We start from the raw sequence: 16,386 nt of genomic DNA, 5'->3' as shown, positions 1-16,386 counted from the left end.
ATTGATTAAATGCCTTGGAAGGCCATTGTAAGGCTTAGTCGATGGCTAAGTCTTGCTACCCATGGCAACGCCAGCTAAAACAGGAATAACCAATGGACAAGTTGCTTAACGACCTAGTAGCGGTAGTCGGCCCAGAAGGCGTGCTGCTCGGTGAAGATGTCTCCCAGCGTAGCGTCGACTGGTTTACCGGGGCGCCCTGTCGTGCCAAAGCCATTGTAAGGCCCCGCAACACCGAACAGCTTAGCAAAGTCATGGCCTTATGCTATCAGGCCGACCAGCTGGTGGTGACCCATGGCGGCATGACCGGCATTGTGCACGGTGGGGAAGCCAGCCCTGAGGAACTGGTGGTTTCCTTGGAACTGATGAACCAGATCGAAGAGATCGACCTAGTCGGCTCTACGATTCAGGTTCAGGCTGGGGTGACGCTCCAGCGTGTGCAGGAAGCCGCGGCGGAGATCGATATGCAGTTTCCGCTCGACCTTGGCGCCCGGGGCTCGTGCACCATTGGCGGCAATATCGCCACCAATGCGGGCGGAATACGGGTCATTCGCTACGGCATGATGCGCCAGCAAGTGCTGGGGCTGGAAGCCGTACTTAGCGATGGCACCGTGGTTAGCTCGCTGAACAAAATGCTCAAGAATAACGCTGGCTACGACCTCAAACAGCTATTTATCGGTAGCGAAGGCACGCTGGGTATCGTCACTCGCGCAGTGCTCCGGCTGCAGCCACATATGCCCAGCGAGCAAACCGCGCTGGTCGCGGTGCCCTCCTTCGATACCTTGACCCAGCTGTTACGCAGGGTCTCCCAAGAGCTCGCCAATAGCCTTAGCGCCTTCGAGGCGTTGTGGAATAGCCACTACAAGCTGGTGACCACCGAGAGCGGCAAGCACGCGCCCCCGTTGGCCGACGACTCGCCTTTCTACGCGATCATCGAAACCCTGGGGCTAGATGACACCCAGGATGCGGAGCATTTCTCAGAGATTCTGCAAAAGGCGATGGAAGACGGCTTGATCACCGATGCCGTGCTGGCCAGTTCCGGTGCCCAGCGCCAGGGCATCTGGGCGATCAGAGAGGATATCGAAGTGCTGGTGCATCAACTGAAGCCGATGTTCTCCTATGATATCAGCCTGCCGATTCCGCATATGGACGCGTACGTCGATACCCTGGAGCAGAACCTCAAGGCGCAGTTTCCCCAAACAGGTAAAATGATAGTGTTCGGCCATCTTGGCGATGGCAACCTGCACATCATGATCACGGTGCGCGACGACAGCTCGCAAAGCCGCCGCCAAGTGGAGCAGTTGGTTTACTCGCCCCTGAAAGAGTACGGCGGCTCGATATCTGCCGAGCACGGCATTGGTCTCGAAAAACGCGATTACCTCAGTATTTCCCGCTCCAGCGAGGAGATCGCTTTAATGAAGCGCATGAAGGTCGCTCTGGATCCCAAGCTGTTGTTGAATCGAGGCAAAGTCGTGGCGGTGGAGTGAGTTTGGCTATTTGATTAAGGGTCGCCCAGGGCGGAGGGGGCTGGTGTCATCAGCTCCCTAGTTAATTGCCGCAACCAGTGTATGCCAGGATCGTGATCCTTCCTTTCATCCCAGCTCAGGCAGACTTTGAACGCTGGGACGTCTAAGGGCAGAGCGTAGAACTTCAAGCTATTGTTGCGGCAAATGACCCTGGCCGCGCTCTCTGTCACCACGCAAAGCAGTGCTGTGGATGCCAATATCTCCTGCAGCGGATTGATGTAGGGCGTCTTGGCGACGATTTTCCGCTCTAATCCCAGCTCCCGCAGTTTTTCATTAATTAAAAGCGGGCTGTCCTCGCGATGGGATAAAGCGACCTGCGGTGAGTTTAAAAACGCCTCAAGGGTAATGGCGCTACTCTCGCCATGAAATGTCGCATCACCCACACAGCCAATCACATCGTCAAACAGGTACTCATGATGAGAGGTGAGCGGCAAGGTTTCGAACTGCACCACCGCCAGGTCGATATCGTGCTCTTGAAGGACTTGCTGGGCACCCTCTGCACTTGCGATACGCGTGGAGAGCATGTTGAAACACAAATCGGGCGCGTGTTCCAAACAGTGCTGGATAAGCTTGGGTTGCAGCTGTTGGCTGACATAGTCCACCAAACTGACACGAAACTCGCGCTTTGAGGTGGCAGGTGAAAACTCGTTATTGCTGTGGAGTGCTTGATCAAGGTAGAACAGCCCTTTGGCTACGGCGGCATCCATCTGCCGGGCAAGCGGGGTCGGTTGCATGCCCTCCAACGTCTTGATGAAAAGCGGGTCGTCCATTAACAGGCGGAGCTTTTTCAGCGAGTGGCTAACGGCCGGTTGCGTCAGGCACAGCGCTTGTGCGGTGAGCGTCAAACTCCTTTTCCAATACAGCGTGTGAAAAACCAATAGTAAATTGAGATTGATCTTATTGAGCCTGTTCGCCAGCTTCGTATGGGTGGTGTCAGCCATCAGGCGTGTCTCTTGGTTGGAAGGGCCGTTCCGGCGTGGGAACAGCCCTCAGCCATTGCTGTAAAAGCACTTTATCTACTGTCGGGCTTGCCTAGATGGAACGCGAGTTACTTAAGCGCTTCCTGGATACGCGGCAGGTAATCCCCGAACTGTTCGCCGTACTTCTCATACACCGGCGCGACGGCGGCTTGGAAGGCCTCCATATCGGGATCGTCGTTGATCTCCATGCCTGCATCACGCAGGGCCTGCAGCTGTTCGCTTTCCATCTCTGCGTTTACTTGGCGCTCATGCTCCGCGGCTTCCTGTGCCGCCGCTAGCAGCACCTCTTGGGCGTTTTCAGGCAGCTGGTTCCAGGCGGGCATACCCATCACAAAAATCGCCGGGGCGTAGGTGTGGCGGGAAAGGGTCATGTAGTTCTGGGTTTCATCCAGGTTGAACGAGTGGATCACGTTCACCGGGTTCTCCTGACCGTCGATAGTGCCTTGCTGCATGGCGGTGAGCGCTTCAGTCCACGCCATGGGAATCGCGTTGGCGCCCAGCTCACGGAAGGTGTCGGTGTAGACCGGGTTTTCCATCACGCGGATGCGCAGGCCGTCCAGATCTTCCGGCGAGTTTACAGCACGCTCGCTGTTGGTCAGGTTGCGGAAACCTCGTTCGGCGTAGGCCATGCCTTTCAGATTCACCTCAGAAAGCTTATCGAGCAGCTCCTGGCCAATCGGGCCATCGAGCACTTCGTAAGCGGCTTCCGGGGAGGGGAACAGGAATGGCAGTTCGAATACCGCCATCTCTTCGACAAAGTTGGCCACCGGCCCGTTGGTGATCACGCCCATATCCACGGTGCCGATCTGCATGCCTTCCAGCAGCGTGCGTTCGTCACCCAAGGTGGCGTTGGGGTAGATCTCAATATCCACCTTACCGTCGGTGCGCTCTTCCACCAGCTCTTCAAACTTGGTGGCGGCGATATGGAAACCATCCTGCTCGTTGACCACGTGGGCCAGGCGCAGGGTGACGGGATCCATATCAGCAAAATCAGCGGCGTTCGCGGCGCTCACCAGCGCCAGTGAGATGCCCAGTGCCAGCGTGCTACGTGCAAATGTTTTCATATTATTGTGTTCCCAATGGACTAAGGTGCAGAAGTGCTCCCAAAGCATGCACCACACCAGGGAAAACGGTCAATTGACTAAAGGTACTCAAGCGCCATACGGCTGGACACAGCGCCCCGGCACAGTTACGATACGCACCCACAAGCGCCCGTAGCTCAGTTGGATAGAGTATCGGCCTCCGAAGCCGAGGGTCGCAGGTTCAAATCCTGCCGGGCGCGCCAAACATCAGAAAAGGGGGCCTGCGAGAAATCGTAGGCCTTTTTTTTGGTTTTAGAAGCCGATGTTAGTCCTGTAACTTCTCTTCTTGCCACACATTCAGTTCTCCCCTCTTATGTCAGGGTTACTGACGAAATTGGTTGCCATGTCACTATATGATTTATTCTAGTGCTCCGACCCTAGGTTCTGGTGGTAATGTTGACTTAATTCCCATACCACGCAACGATCACCTGATCCGGCATGAAGGGTATATGCCAGCGTCTCAGGAAGAGAGCAGTCACTGCCAGAGGTACGGGGATTAATTATTATAATTTGAGGGCTAGCCGGAGTGATTTTGAAAGATTAAGGTATTTTATGAGCCATTTCGAAATCTGGAGACCTCCACTGAGCTATTTCCGTTCGATAGGAGGAATCATTCACTATATATCCAAGAGCCTAAATGAGGCTATTAGAGAGATATAGCTTGCTAGCTAATGCATTTGACTGATTAAGTGTCTTAAATGGATACGGTATTCATCGAAATAATTCAAATGGATACGGTTTTGGCCTCCTAGCCAATTGATCAACGAGACGTGCCCTCTCCTTATTGCAGTTGGCACTGGGTATATGAATAGAACGAGTGGTAGTCAGATGGCAAATATGCGAGTCAAGTACCATCCAAATGAGCACAGCATCCTTTATGGAGAAACCGGGGGAGCTTGCCCACTCTGCGGATTACCTATGATGTTTAAGAAAGCGAGTTCGAAACATCCTAGTATAGGCTACGAAATAGCTCATATTTACCCGTTGAATGCAAATGCTTCTCAGGCAGAAGCTCTGACAGGCTATGCAGAGCCCGCCGAGATAAATGGTCTTGAAAACGTCATTCTTTTATGCCCAACCTGCCACACAAAATACGATAAAGACTTCAAAATTGAAGAATATTGTAAATTACTTGATATTAAGAAAAATTACCTAAGTGAGGCTGAGGCAAAACTTACAGCCTCTCAGTATGAGATACAGGATGAAGTGCATGAGATACTAGATCTTATTGTTAACAACGATAACGATTATGGCGATCTATCAGCTACGGAGTTAAACGTTAGTTCCCTTCATGAAAAGCTAAAGACAGGTATTAGCCCTTTGCAGAAAAGGGACATTCGCTCAAATGCCATTGATTTCTTCGTGCCGATTAGAAACAAGATTCGCCTTATTGAGCAAAGGGATCAAGTCGCAATAAGAATTCTGCAAAACCAGATCAATACCTATTACCTGATTATAAACAGAAAAAATCCTGGAAACAAAGACATTGTTTTTAATCATATCGCTCAGTGGATAAGTTTAAAAACTGGAAAATCCATTATTGCGTCTAGAGTCCTCACTTCATTTTTTGTTCAAAACTGCGAGGTTTTCGATGCTGATTCCAACTAAATTCACAACTCTCGAAGAATCCACTATTTTTAAAATGCGCGCTATTTTAGAAGATAAACAAAACTGTGAGACTATCCCCGAACTGTTAGCCAGAACACTATATGGTTTCCAAGATGCTTCAGAATTCCTATATGCAGTAGACATCCTCTACGTCCTTGGAGCGCTTGATGTCAATGCCTCTACAGGAGTGATCGAATATGCTGAGTAAGATTACCTGCCCATTATTTAATCATGGCGAGATCTCCTTTCATTCGGGTTTGAACATAGTTCTTGGAGATGACGACGCTAAGAACTCCATTGGGAAATCATCAGCCCTGATGGTTGTTGACTTTGTTATGGGCGGCATGTCTCTATTGGAAGATAAAGTAGGTACAATTAAATCTCTTGGTCACCATGCCTATAGCATTGAGTTTGTTTTTGAAGGTAAAAGTTTCTTCTTCAAGCGGTCTACTGACTCATCCGATGTTATTCAAGTTTGTAATCAGTCTTATGAGACTCTGGAGGAGATCAGTGTCGATGCATATCGGGCTCAGCTCAAAACCTTATACAATCTGGATCATCTAAATAGTAGCTTCCGCTCACTCGTTAACCCTTTTAGCCGTATTTGGAACAAAGGTGGGCTAGACCCCGACCAGCCTTTCTCTGGCAATTTTAGGGAGCCAGCGGGAATAGCCATTGAACGGCTCATAGATTTTTTTGAGCGCACTGACGATATTTTGGAAGAGAAAGCCGTACTAAACTCCCATAATGAAAGAAAAAAGCTCATATCTAAATCGATGAGTGCAGAAATTATCCCCAAAATTAACAAAACTCAATATAAGAGTAATCAGAAATTAATAGCTGATAATACGGCTGCTATTGAAGTTTTAAAGCAAGGCTTCACTGGCGCACTTAGCGCATATGAAGCTCTTTTCGATGAGGGACTGCGTGCGCTGCATCAACAGAAAAATGATTTAATTACTAGGCGAAATGAACTGCTGACAAAAATAGACCGACTTAAACGTGATCTTTTAGGGGTGACGCCGAGGTTAACGGCCAACATTAGTCTTATCAAGGAGTTTTTCCCTGATGTTAAGGCTGAGCGGCTTGAACAAGTTGAAGCTTTTCACCAAAATATCAGCAAGATGGTGCAGAAAGAGCTCAAAAAAGAGCTGACCTTATATTCCAAGCATGAAACAAAACTTATTGCTGAGATTAGTGAGCTGGAAAGCAATATGCACGCTTCCCTAGACGCCAAGGGAACACCAGACGATCTTTTTGCGCGAGTTTTTGATCTTAAAGAGGTTACAGATAAAGCTGCTGAAGAGAATAAATTTTATGATCAAAAGGCGGCAGTCGCTAAGGAGCTGTTGTTAGCAAAAGAACGATTGGAAGCAATTTATGCTGGTATTTTTCTAGATATTGAGGCCAAGTTAAATTTTAAATTGAAGCAGTTCAATAAAGTCGTGTATGGGCCGAATAGAAATGCTTCGCAGATTAGAATCAAGAGTTCAAGTTCTTATAGCTTCATCTCCTCTGAAGACACTGGTACTGGAAAATCCTATGCAGGCCTGGTTGGTTTTGATCTTGCAATGCTCTCTTTGACACACCTTCCATTTATAATCCATGACTCGGTGATCTACAAGAACATTGAAGTGACTGCCACTGGGAATATTATTCGCATATTAGCGGCTGTTAAGCGTAAACAGATTTTCCTCGCTTTTGATGAAGCTGCGAAATTCGGTGACGCAGCAGAGCGGCGACTGCGAGCTCATACAGTGATTAAGCTGAGCCATGACGATCTTTTGTACAATAAAGATTGGAGGGAGCAGTAATAAAGAATGTTTTGGCAGAATACTACGACGTTAGTCTATCAGTCTCACGTATCAAATCAAACACCGGCGCAGCTTTGCCACGTCCGGGTATTTTGACTTGTCAGATCTAACGGTGCATCAGAAGATTGCAGTTTGGACATAAAATTAACACATTAGAAATGTCTTCACTACCGCCATGGTTAATAGGGGTAATATAGTGTAAATTTAAAACATTATTATCCTCTGTTGATTGTAAGCCGCACAATTGACATCGAGTGACATTTCTTCCTTCTAGTTCTATCTCTTTTAGTATTTTAAGTCTATTTTCTTGCCGGTGAATAAGTTTGTTACTCTTTGATTTTATGGTCCTGAATTCTTCTTCTGATTTTTTAACATCTTCTATAATGTTCTCGGAAACATTAAAGGCTTCAAGGAATTCAGAAAATATTAATAGATTTATTTCTTTGCCTGAAGATGCTTTTTTATATTCAGTAAGCAGCTCAAATTTAGGGGAGAAAGCCGATCCATTAGACTGGTTCCACCAGTCAGGTTTACGATCTTCGCTAACAAAAATTAAATCTTTTTTATATTTTTCTCCGATACATAATATTGTTAGCCAAACTATTAAGTCTCCCGCAGAATTTGCTTCTTTTCCTGAGTCTTTAAATCCTGGTGCGATTTTATGAGTATTCCTTCTTTCTAACTCACGCGTTATATATTCATCATCCTTGTCATGGCCAACAATGGTAGTGCCATTAAAATACTTACTATACATTTGAACTACAGGATCATTCGAAGACCAGTCCTTAATTTTGTTTGCTAATTTTTCACGGAAAAGTTATAGCTTTTCGCCACGCTTTCAAGTTGCTCTCTTTGCTGCTCTAATTCCTTAAACTCATTAGTACCTTTGAGTATCGCAGCTTCAGGTATTTTCAAGATAGAAATGTTGCGGTCACAAACTGTTTTGTATAACTCAGACAGCTTTTTATCCTTATTTGCTGCAAACTCTCTTGCTACATGCTCTGGCAAAAGCAACTGATCCCTTTTCGACAAAGATTCATAGACTTTTTCGATTTCTACAACATCTTCACTCCTAAGGGTATATGGTATAAGCAATACATTTGTATCTAGCACGACGATACAGTCGAAAATGGAGGCTAATGATAACTTTTTATAACTAGAAAAAATGTATTCTGTGCTACCAAACCTTTCTTGATAGGAAATAGATTTTTTTAAATCTTCTTCAACTGATGTCGGCTTTGACAATGATTACTCCTTATTAAGTTAAGTCTAACGGGTATTAACGGCCGATCCTATGATTGCATGAACATGCTGGCATACTTGTCTGAAAAAAATGTAGTCTGATAAGCTCCTCAAACCCATGAATTTTTAATTGTTAATATTAATTAGGTCCTGTGTCCAGAATTTGTGCGTCTTCTACATTTTGCCAGCATGCCCGTTCAGGACAATTTTTAGTAGCCATAAGCTGCCTTTTAGCTTTCAGGCTCACGCTCAATTCTCTACTGAATTTAGCCTAGCACAAGCCGCTTAATTGGGCTGAGACTTGTCAGTCTTCTTTTCAACGCTCCTTCTTGGCCTGCTGATTAGGGCTCGTAATATTCTCAAGCGTTGGCAGGCATGCAGCAGGCGCAGCCTTGATTAGATGGGAACTGGTGGGCAGAGACAAAGTGCCGAGGAAGCAAGAGCTCCGCGTAAGGTCGTGAGAACCTAGAGGCGGGGGTATGTGTTCATGGTCATCACGCTTGCCAGTGCGAAGTCTTGACTTTAAGCAGACATAAAATCGTTCCAGCGCCTTACCAAATAGTTACGCTCGTCCATGACGGTATTCCACATCGCGATACGGCACCTTCTTGTCTGGTAGTCTCCGCCGTCGCGGATTTCGCCTCGATGAATCATATCAGCGGTGCCACCGGGGCCTGGAAGGCTCTTGGTGGCAGGTTTGCCGCCATACCAAAAGTCCCACTCCGCAGCGGAAAGGTGAGGGCGCTTCATAGGAAGCGCCTTCATGGTAACGGTAAATAGAGTGCGTTACTTAAAACTCGACAGTCGCCGAAAGCTTGAAGGTACGCGGTTCGCCTTGAACCAGGTAGTTCGCAAAGGAGGTCGAGGCGCCGGACCAGTAGTTTTCGTCGGTCACGTTGTCGATGCCTGCGCGCCAGACCCAATTAGCGCCACCGACCGGTGTGGTAGCGCAGGCCGAGATCGAGGCGTGTCCAGGAGTCCAGCTGCAAGTCGTTGGCGACATCGGCGTACTGGGAGCCCGTGTGCAGGACGCGACCCGTGGCGGTGAGGCGTTCGATGAAGGGCGTGTCCCATTCGCCACCGAGCACAAAACGATACTCAGGGACGCCCGTGGCGTCATTTCCTTCGTTGCCATCCTGTGTTTTGGTGAGTTCGGCATCTATCCAGGTCGCGCTGCTGAACAAGCGCACTCCCGTCGTCGGCTCACCGTAAAGGCTTAGCTCCAGGCCGCGATTACGCTGCTCGTTATCCAGGTTGCCGACGCCATCGACGACCGCTGCAGAGGGTAGCTCGATCTGGAACAGGCTAATGCCACCGCCTAGGTTGCCGTAGTCGAACTTAGCGCCCACCTCTTGCTGCTCGGCATGGGCAATGCCCAAGTGCTGCCCAAAGTTCAGCGCTGTGGTATCGGTGACCGTGCCGCCATCCCGCAAAGCTTCGACATAGTTGGCGTAGAGCGAGATATTTTCCGTGGTCTTGAACACCGCGCCGACGGCGGGGTTACCCGACGATCGGCATAGCGATTGCTGCTGCCGTCGTTAGGACGTTCGTCGATCTCGAGTTCCTGATAGCGTGCGCCCAGCGTCAGCAACAGTCGGTCATCGATGAATCCAAGCGTATCGCTCAGCGTGACCCCTTGGGAGCGTGTGCGCGTCACGCTACCCCCCACGAAAGGCGTGCCATCCGGGCGAGATAAATCGACAGGATCGTAGATGTTGGTCGTGCCTGCCGCGAGGAAATTCCAGTCCGTGTCGAACTTGCGATAGGCGCTAGAGTAGCCAACGGTGATGTCATGGCTAACCGGGCCGGTCAACACATACCCACGAAGCCCCGCCTGGCTGGCGACGTTGTCGATATGGTTGTTGGTCTCGAAGTCGTTGACACTGGCGTTACCCCGCGTCATCGGTAAGGCGCGGAGTCGCCGACACGATGCCTTCGAGCGTGCGGTTACCCCCAAGGCCGCGAAAGCGGTCCAGGTGTTGGTGAGGTCATATTCGCCTCTGACCATGCCGAAATTGGTTTCTAGCTCGGTTCCACCGAAAGAGGGGGTGTAGTTCAACGAGGAATCCGGCGCAGCGGGCACCTGAGTGGCCGCGCCGGTGTTGACGCTTGAACGGCCGCCATCCAGGGTGAGCTTTTGATGACCGACATCGAACAATATCCGGCCTTTATCTCCACGGTAGTCGAGCCCAACGACAAAGGAGGTATCGCGCTGGTTTTCGTCATCAATGGCGTTGTCACCACGGCCGCGCATGGCACTTACCCGTGCCCCCCATTGCTTTTGATCACCATAACGCTGGCTAGCATCGACGCCCACTTCGCCGTAGCCATCGGAGCGGTAGCCACTGGATAGATTGAGCATCGGGTCATCCCCCGCATGCTTGGGCTCGATGTTGATGGTGCCACCAATTCCGCCGCTCCCGCCGATGGGAATGCCTGACGTAAAGGCGCTGGCGCCTTTGAAGACTTCGACGCGCTCGGCAAGGTTGCTGTTGATGATTTGTCGTGGCAGTACACCGTAGAGGCCGCCATAAGCCACGTCGTCACCGTTCAGGTCAAAACCGCGCACTTTGTACGCTTCGCCATAGATGCCAAAGCCCAGCCCTACCGATACTGAGGCATCGTTCTGAAGCGTATCGCCCAGTGTTTGGGATTGTTGGTTCTCCATCAGCTCACTGGTATAACTGATAACGTTGAAAGGCACGTCCATCGCGTCCTTTTCACCGATCAGGCCCACTCGGCCACCCGCCGCGATTTGGCCACCGGCAAAAGCCGGAGGTGGCGTATCTCCATAGGTCGGTACGGAGCCCGTGACGGTGACGGTATCCAGAGACTGATTGTCAGCACTCGTTTGCGCCCAGGCGGTCGCGGGCGTAATACCCATCGCGATCAGCGTCAGCGCGCGCAGAAGCCCTGCTTTACGGCGCTTAGCCGCTGTGTTGGAGGTGTTCCCAAGAGACATAGTGTCGATCCTATCGTTTTTACAGCAGCGCCCAGCCGCCACGTTTTTATGAAACCGATGTAAGAAAGCGGAGGCTTGGCTGTCGTGCCATGGTCACCTTTCCGGTATGGCTTTATATGATAAACAAAATGAGATGTATTAACATATGCGGATGACATTTTTCCGTACTGCCTTGCAAAAATCCGCATTGACGTCTCAATGTGATTCCTTTTTTCTGATGCTCTCGCTGCTATGTGCCACCGGTCGATGCTCTCTTTCTTGGCTCGCTGCTGTTTAACGGCCGCTTGCTTGCTGCCCTTTTCGAGTGCCCACGCGCAGTGGGCCACTATCAACTGGACCATTGCTGAAACGCTACTGGCCATTGAGGCGCCGCTGAGTGGTACCGCTCAACAAAATGGCTACCATGAGTGGGTAGGGGAGCCAAGGATCCCCGACGGCGTTGCAGATCTTGGCCTGCGATCACAGCCCAACCTCGAACTCATGGCGCAATCGCCACCGACGCAAACGTTCACTTCGCCGATGTTCGCCAGTTTGACAGAGCGTCTGGAGAGAATTGCCCCCGTCACGTCGTTCTCCCCCTATTCACCCGGCACTCATACCTGGCAAGAGATACAAACACTCACCCGGCAGCTAGGTGAGTTGACCGGCCACCGGCTGCAGGCAGCGCAGCTAATCAACGAAACGCATGCGTTGATGGACACGCTTAGCCAACAGCGCCCCGATGCACCGCCGCTACTGATGGTGCAATTCATGGATGCCCGCCATGTCAGGGTTTTTGGCGACAACAGTCTCTATAATGCGGTGCTTGAACGAATCAATTTGACCAATGCCTGGGATCGGCCCACCAACGCCTGGGGATTTTCACTCGTGGGTATCGAAGCGCTCTACGACTTTCCTGAGGCCACGCTAGTCGTTGTCGAGCCGGTGCCCGCTGGGGTCGAAGACACGCTGGCGAAAAGTGGTTTATGGCAACATTTACCCAGCGTTAAAAACGCCACTCTGTTGCGCTTACCACCGGTATGGAGTTTTGGCGCGCTGCCTTCCGCTCAACGCTTTGCTCGGGAGCTGGTTTCTGCCCTGGTGTTACGCAACCCCTTCGAGTAAGCGATTGCGCTCTTAATCCCATTTTTCGATCAGGCCAAATGCTAGATCAAGCACCGGCCTTAAGCAGACATAAATTCATTCCAGCGCCTTACCAAATAGTTATGCTCATCCATGACGGTATTCCACACCGCGATGCGGCTCATTCTTGTCTGGTAGTCTCCGCCGTCGCGGATTTCGCCTCGATGAACCAGATCAGAAGTGCCATCGGGGCCCGGAAGGCTCTTGGCGGCAGGCTTACCGCCGTACCAAAAGTCCCACTCAGCGGTGGATAGGTGAGGGCGGGTCAGTTCAGGGGTGGAAATGTAATAGCCTTGGCGGGCCATGACGGCGCCGGGCCATCCAGAGATCCACCAGTTGAGGTAATCATAAGCCGCATCTAGCGTGCGCCCCTTCACATGGCGTGAGATTGACATGCCACCGTACCAGGCGCGATAGCCCTCTGTTGGCGCTGCCATGCGCACCTGGATGTTGCGTTTTTTGAGGTCAGTCATGGCGGGTGACCACAGGCTTTCGATGCCGACCCGGCCGCGAACCATATCTGAAGAGGCTTGATCCTGATTGCTCCAGAAGGCGCGGAAGTGTTGCTGACGCTTAAGATTGATAAGGCAATCAATCAGGCTGTCGATCTCTGCCAGGCTGAGATTACCCAGGTCTTCGAACTCAACCAGCCCTGCGGCTTTTGCTGCCAGTGCGGCGTCTATTGCGCCGATGGCGCTGTCATTTTGCAGGCTGACCATGCCTTTCCAGCGCTTGTCCAACAACCAGCTCCAGCTCTCTTTGTTGATATCCAGCCCTTTGGGGAGCATGTCTGTGCGATAACCGAAGCTGTCCACATTGTGGCTAACAGGAAGCATGGTGATATGCCCACTTGGGCGAGAACCGTAGCTGCCATCGGGTTGAACATAGAGGAGGTTGACCGGGTTACTGCCTGCGCCCAGGGGCGCGTGGGGTGTCAGCCTTCCTGTCTTGGGGAGGTCATTGATCATATCCCAGTGTTTAATGCGATCCACCTGAATGGGTTGAATCGCATTAGCGGGCCACACGAAGTCCACGTTGTGAAACCATTGGTCATAGATATCGAAGCTGTCAGGGGTTAATACCCCCGCTTGCTGTGCGGCAACACCATCGAGCACCTCAAAGGTTAGGCGAAGGCCCAAGTCTTCCCGAGCACGCTTGCGAATGCTTTCAAGCAGCGTTACCGAGGTGCCGAGCACCCTTAGGGTAACGGGGCCTCGCTGCACATAGGGCATGGCTAGCGGTTTGGGTGATGCAGCTTCATGCATGGAATATCCTGGGGCTTGGGTGGTTGCTAACGGCATTCATGAAGGTATTCAGCGAGTCTGTCACGCACTTGGCGGTGATGCCATGAGTGATGAAAATCAGCTCCGAGATGCGGTCGTCTTTAGGCCAGGCGTCTACGTGCTCGGGTGGATGAACGGTGTGCTGAACGCCATGTATGATCACCGGGCGGGTATCCCCTTTGACATGCAGCACGCCTTTGACGCGCATGATGTGACTGCCATGGCGGTTGAGCAACATCGATAGCCAAAGGCCAAAGCACGTCCAGTCCACTTCGCCGTCGAAGCAGAGGCGGAATGACTGAACATCTCCAAGATGAGCAGCCGCGTCAGGTGTTGGCGGCTTACGCCAGGGCCCAAGCCATGTTTTTACCTCTGAGTAGCTGTAGTGGTCAATATGCGGCCCACTGCCGAATAGCTCATCACTGGCCTGCTTTAAGGCTTCCTGCCCCAATTGCTGCGCTGCCGGGTTGATGGAGTCAATCAGGCTTTGAACTTCATCAAGCTGGGCTTGATCGACCAGGTCGACCTTACTGATGACGAGTTTGTCGGCGACGGCAATCTGAGATTCCCACACCGGCTGGAGCTTGCGGCTGGCAGTGGCGTTGAGGGCGTCGACCAGAGTGAGATTGGTGCCTGGGCGCAGATGGTGCCGCAGTACAGGATCAGCGGTGATCGTTGAGGCGATGGGGCCGGGGTCGGCCAGGCCAGTGGTTTCCAGGATGATGCGCTTGAAGGGCGGAATTTTGCCGTCCTGCCGCTGTGACATCAGGCGCCTTAACGCATCAGACAGTTCGCCACGAATGGTGCAGCAGACACAGCCACTGGAGAGCAGCACGGCGTCTTCGGCGATTTCACCCAGCAGGCGGTTGTCTAGGCCCACGTCGCCGAATTCGTTGATCAGCACGGCGCTGTCGCCGAAGTCTTCACTGGCCAGTACCGATTTGAGCAAGGTGGTTTTGCCACTGCCCAGAAAGCCGGATATCACGTGCACCGGTAGCAGTGGCGTCTTGTCGTTCATTGATCGGTTCCTCTCTGGGGCGCATTAGTTTAACGAAGCCAGAAAATTTGCATCCAACGGGTCGATATCCCGCCCGGTCATCAGCTCGGCTTGGCGCCAGATGCCGCCTAGATCCTGGACGATCTCGCGCTTGCCAGTTGCGCTGGCAATCACAAAGCTGGAGGCCTGAAAATCTTCGAGTACGAGGCGATGTGGCTTGAGTACGCGGTTGATCAGTTCTGCCCGATAGGCCCTGGCACGGCGACGTTCGTAATGGGCCTGCTCAGGGTCTTCGATGTGAGTGCTCCAGTGGTTTTCACCGCCGAATACGCCGCATAATCCGCACATAACAGCTCCTTTAACAGTTGATTCAGAGTGGCAACGGGCCTATTGGGGTTCAGTTGAGAGGCCCAAGTGATGGCTGGCGGCAAGCGCTACGCGCATAAGTGCTTCATCCTCTCCGCAAGGTGCCGTTAGCTGGATGCTGGTGTGCTGCTGGTTCTCGTCCACACCGCTGGGCAGTGCGATAGCGGGGGAGTCCAGCAGGCTTGCCACCATGCTCAGCCGCAACGTGGCGAGATTCACTTCAGCGAAACGCTCTGGGTTATCTTCCAAAGGGGCAAGGAGGGGGGCCGTGTGGGCAACCGTGGGTGAGAGTAGCGTCGCCCCGGCGAGTTCACGGCGAAGCTGCGCTTGCAGTGCCCTGCGTTGGCGATAAAGCGTCACTATGCTGTCCGGTGCCATCTTCTGCGCACTCAATAATCGCTGCCGAACCCTTGGATCCATAGCCTCTGCAGCGTCACTTTCCAGCAGCTCACGGTACTCGGTGTAAGCTTCTGCTGCGCCCAGCCAGCCGTGATGCTGAATGAGGTTCAGAGTGTCGCTCACGCTGGCAAGCTTGCGTTTGACCAGGTGAAAGCCAGCATTAATAAGCTGCTCGGCGCTGCGCTCCAGGTTTTGCCGTACACCTTCTTCGATACGCTCATCCTCCAGATAGGCGGTATCCAGCACGATTACCGTGCGTTCGGGGTCAACACCCTCCCGCGTTGTGACCTCTTCTCCTCGCATGACATCGTCGATGGCCAGGCAGTCTTCCAAGGAATTAGCGATGACACCAATGGTGTCCAGACTATGGGCTAGGGGAGTGACGCCTTGCCGACTATGGCGAGCTTGGGATGGGCGATAGGATGCCAGACCATTAAAAGCGGCAGGTACACGAAGCGAGCCTGCCGTATCGGTTCCGATTGCTGCAGGGACGATACCCTTGGCAACTGCCACTGCTGAGCCGGAGCTGGAGCCGCCGGGCACTCTGGGTTCTCCGGTACCCGGCGTATGGTGAGGCGTGCCATAGTGCGGGTTCAGCCCCAGGCCTGAGTAGGCCAGTTCAGTCAGATTGGTCTTGCCCAGGCATACCATGCCAGCCGATGTCGCATGGCGAACCGCCGTGGCATCGTACATGGCGGGTTTTTCGGTGAGCACTCGGCTGCCAGCAGTCGTCACTGCCCCAGCAATATCGAACAGATCCTTCCAGGCGATCGGGACACCATCGAGCGGCCCTAGCGAAGCGCCGTGCGCTTGGCGCCGAGCGGCGGCCTCGGCCTCGAACATTGCACGCTCCGCAGTGAGCGATATAAAAACTGAGTCACTGTCTTTAGCCGCCACCAGGCATTGACGCGTCAGCGTTATAGGGTCGAGCTTGCCATGTTTGATGGCTTCGCCGATGGCAAGGGCAGTGCTTGGGTAAGAGACCATAAAAAGATTCCCCGAGTTGGT

At 52.0% G+C, this 16,386-nt stretch carries 15 protein-coding genes, 1 tRNA gene and 1 pseudogene; 6 read left to right on the top strand and 11 right to left on the bottom strand.

Features of this window, described 5'->3' with window-relative positions; all coding sequences use genetic code 11:
- The first annotated feature begins 92 nt into the window (after positions 1-92).
- A complete protein-coding gene (locus FDY98_RS20655) occupies positions 93-1,484 on the top strand; it encodes an FAD-binding oxidoreductase (RefSeq protein WP_027957878.1) in 1,392 nt (463 codons plus the stop codon).
- Positions 1,485-1,498: 14 nt separating this feature from the next.
- Here FDY98_RS20655 and FDY98_RS20650 read toward each other — a convergent pair whose 3' ends face one another.
- A complete protein-coding gene (locus tag FDY98_RS20650; RefSeq protein ID WP_027957877.1) occupies positions 1,499-2,464 on the bottom strand; it encodes a LysR family transcriptional regulator in 966 nt (321 codons plus the stop codon).
- 107 nt (positions 2,465-2,571) lie between these two features.
- Positions 2,572-3,567: a TRAP transporter substrate-binding protein gene (locus tag FDY98_RS20645; RefSeq protein WP_022521381.1), complete on the bottom strand. Its 996-nt coding sequence runs from the start codon at positions 3,565-3,567 to the stop codon at positions 2,572-2,574.
- A 144-nt stretch (positions 3,568-3,711) separates the two neighbouring features.
- Between FDY98_RS20645 and FDY98_RS20640 the strand changes: the two genes are divergently transcribed.
- From FDY98_RS20640 to FDY98_RS20625, 4 genes are all read left to right on the top strand, one after another.
- Positions 3,712-3,788 (top strand) — tRNA-Arg (locus FDY98_RS20640).
- 625 nt (positions 3,789-4,413) lie between these two features.
- Positions 4,414-5,193 carry an ABC-three component system protein gene (locus tag FDY98_RS20635; protein ID WP_027957876.1) on the top strand — a complete coding sequence of 260 codons (780 nt, stop codon included), beginning with the start codon at positions 4,414-4,416 and terminating at the stop codon, positions 5,191-5,193.
- Positions 5,177-5,401 (top strand): ABC-three component system middle component 7, encoded by a 225-nt coding sequence (locus FDY98_RS20630; RefSeq protein ID WP_027957875.1) that lies wholly within the window; start codon positions 5,177-5,179, stop codon positions 5,399-5,401. The genes FDY98_RS20635 and FDY98_RS20630 overlap by 17 nt, the downstream gene beginning before the upstream one ends.
- Positions 5,391-7,007 carry a DUF2326 domain-containing protein gene (locus FDY98_RS20625; RefSeq protein WP_027957874.1) on the top strand — a complete coding sequence of 539 codons (1,617 nt, stop codon included), beginning with the start codon at positions 5,391-5,393 and terminating at the stop codon, positions 7,005-7,007. The genes FDY98_RS20630 and FDY98_RS20625 overlap by 11 nt, the downstream gene beginning before the upstream one ends.
- A 106-nt stretch (positions 7,008-7,113) precedes the next feature.
- Here FDY98_RS20625 and FDY98_RS20620 read toward each other — a convergent pair whose 3' ends face one another.
- From FDY98_RS20620 to FDY98_RS20595, 5 genes and pseudogenes are all read right to left on the bottom strand, one after another.
- Positions 7,114-7,761, bottom strand: a complete 648-nt coding sequence (locus FDY98_RS20620) for a PIN-like domain-containing protein (protein WP_155706153.1) — start codon at positions 7,759-7,761, stop codon at positions 7,114-7,116.
- Between the two features lie 44 nt (positions 7,762-7,805).
- On the bottom strand, positions 7,806-8,252 hold the full coding sequence (locus FDY98_RS20615; RefSeq protein ID WP_155706151.1) for a PIN-like domain-containing protein: 447 nt from the start codon (positions 8,250-8,252) through the stop codon (positions 7,806-7,808).
- A 519-nt stretch (positions 8,253-8,771) separates the two neighbouring features.
- Positions 8,772-8,993, bottom strand: a pseudogene (locus FDY98_RS20610) (spermidine/putrescine ABC transporter substrate-binding protein); the annotation flags it as partial.
- A 179-nt stretch (positions 8,994-9,172) separates the two neighbouring features.
- Positions 9,173-9,733: a TonB-dependent receptor domain-containing protein gene (locus tag FDY98_RS20600; protein WP_155706146.1), complete on the bottom strand. Its 561-nt coding sequence runs from the start codon at positions 9,731-9,733 to the stop codon at positions 9,173-9,175.
- Positions 9,643-11,211 (bottom strand): TonB-dependent receptor, encoded by a 1,569-nt coding sequence (locus FDY98_RS20595; protein ID WP_155706143.1) that lies wholly within the window; start codon positions 11,209-11,211, stop codon positions 9,643-9,645. Before FDY98_RS20595 ends, FDY98_RS20600 begins: the two co-directional genes overlap by 91 nt.
- A 246-nt stretch (positions 11,212-11,457) precedes the next feature.
- On the opposite strand from FDY98_RS20595, the gene FDY98_RS20590 reads away from it, so the two are divergent.
- On the top strand, positions 11,458-12,315 hold the full coding sequence (locus tag FDY98_RS20590) for an ABC transporter substrate-binding protein (RefSeq protein ID WP_027957870.1): 858 nt from the start codon (positions 11,458-11,460) through the stop codon (positions 12,313-12,315).
- Between the two features lie 59 nt (positions 12,316-12,374).
- Here the strand turns inward: FDY98_RS20590 and FDY98_RS20585 are convergent, their stop codons facing one another.
- Genes FDY98_RS20585 through FDY98_RS20570 form a run of 4 tightly spaced genes read right to left on the bottom strand, consistent with a single transcriptional unit; the run spans position 12,375 to position 16,365 of the window.
- The gene (locus FDY98_RS20585) at positions 12,375-13,598 is read right to left on the bottom strand and encodes an ABC transporter substrate-binding protein (protein ID WP_081742673.1); all 1,224 of its coding nucleotides are present in this window, start codon (positions 13,596-13,598) and stop codon (positions 12,375-12,377) included.
- On the bottom strand, positions 13,591-14,634 hold the full coding sequence (locus tag FDY98_RS20580; protein WP_027957868.1) for a CobW family GTP-binding protein: 1,044 nt from the start codon (positions 14,632-14,634) through the stop codon (positions 13,591-13,593). Before FDY98_RS20580 ends, FDY98_RS20585 begins: the two co-directional genes overlap by 8 nt.
- A gap of 24 nt (positions 14,635-14,658) precedes the next feature.
- A complete protein-coding gene (locus tag FDY98_RS20575) occupies positions 14,659-14,961 on the bottom strand; it encodes a hypothetical protein (protein ID WP_027957867.1) in 303 nt (100 codons plus the stop codon).
- Positions 14,962-15,000: 39 nt separating this feature from the next.
- The gene (locus FDY98_RS20570; protein WP_051430620.1) at positions 15,001-16,365 is read right to left on the bottom strand and encodes an amidase family protein; all 1,365 of its coding nucleotides are present in this window, start codon (positions 16,363-16,365) and stop codon (positions 15,001-15,003) included.
- Positions 16,366-16,386: the final 21 nt, after the last annotated feature.

Origin of the sequence: Halomonas sp. PA16-9, assembly GCF_009728585.1 — a bacterium.
GTDB lineage: Bacteria > Pseudomonadota > Gammaproteobacteria > Pseudomonadales > Halomonadaceae > Vreelandella > Vreelandella titanicae.
Note: the sequence above shows the minus strand (reverse complement) of the source record. Positions and strands in the feature narration are given on the sequence as shown.

Coding starts and splice junctions, on each gene's coding strand:
- FDY98_RS20630 (WP_027957875.1), top strand. CDS start 5,177: ATGCTGATTCCAACTAAATTCACAACTCTCGAAGAATCCACTATTTTT.
- FDY98_RS20585 (WP_081742673.1), bottom strand. CDS start 13,598: ATGCATGAAGCTGCATCACCCAAACCGCTAGCCATGCCCTATGTGCAG.
- FDY98_RS20650 (WP_027957877.1), bottom strand. CDS start 2,464: ATGGCTGACACCACCCATACGAAGCTGGCGAACAGGCTCAATAAGATC.
- FDY98_RS20620 (WP_155706153.1), bottom strand. CDS start 7,761: ATGTATAGTAAGTATTTTAATGGCACTACCATTGTTGGCCATGACAAG.
- FDY98_RS20575 (WP_027957867.1), bottom strand. CDS start 14,961: ATGTGCGGATTATGCGGCGTATTCGGCGGTGAAAACCACTGGAGCACT.
- FDY98_RS20570 (WP_051430620.1), bottom strand. CDS start 16,365: ATGGTCTCTTACCCAAGCACTGCCCTTGCCATCGGCGAAGCCATCAAA.
- FDY98_RS20580 (WP_027957868.1), bottom strand. CDS start 14,634: ATGAACGACAAGACGCCACTGCTACCGGTGCACGTGATATCCGGCTTT.
- FDY98_RS20635 (WP_027957876.1), top strand. CDS start 4,414: ATGGCAAATATGCGAGTCAAGTACCATCCAAATGAGCACAGCATCCTT.
- FDY98_RS20645 (WP_022521381.1), bottom strand. CDS start 3,567: ATGAAAACATTTGCACGTAGCACGCTGGCACTGGGCATCTCACTGGCG.
- FDY98_RS20625 (WP_027957874.1), top strand. CDS start 5,391: ATGCTGAGTAAGATTACCTGCCCATTATTTAATCATGGCGAGATCTCC.
- FDY98_RS20590 (WP_027957870.1), top strand. CDS start 11,458: ATGCTCTCTTTCTTGGCTCGCTGCTGTTTAACGGCCGCTTGCTTGCTG.
- FDY98_RS20655 (WP_027957878.1), top strand. CDS start 93: ATGGACAAGTTGCTTAACGACCTAGTAGCGGTAGTCGGCCCAGAAGGC.
- FDY98_RS20595 (WP_155706143.1), bottom strand. CDS start 11,211: ATGTCTCTTGGGAACACCTCCAACACAGCGGCTAAGCGCCGTAAAGCA.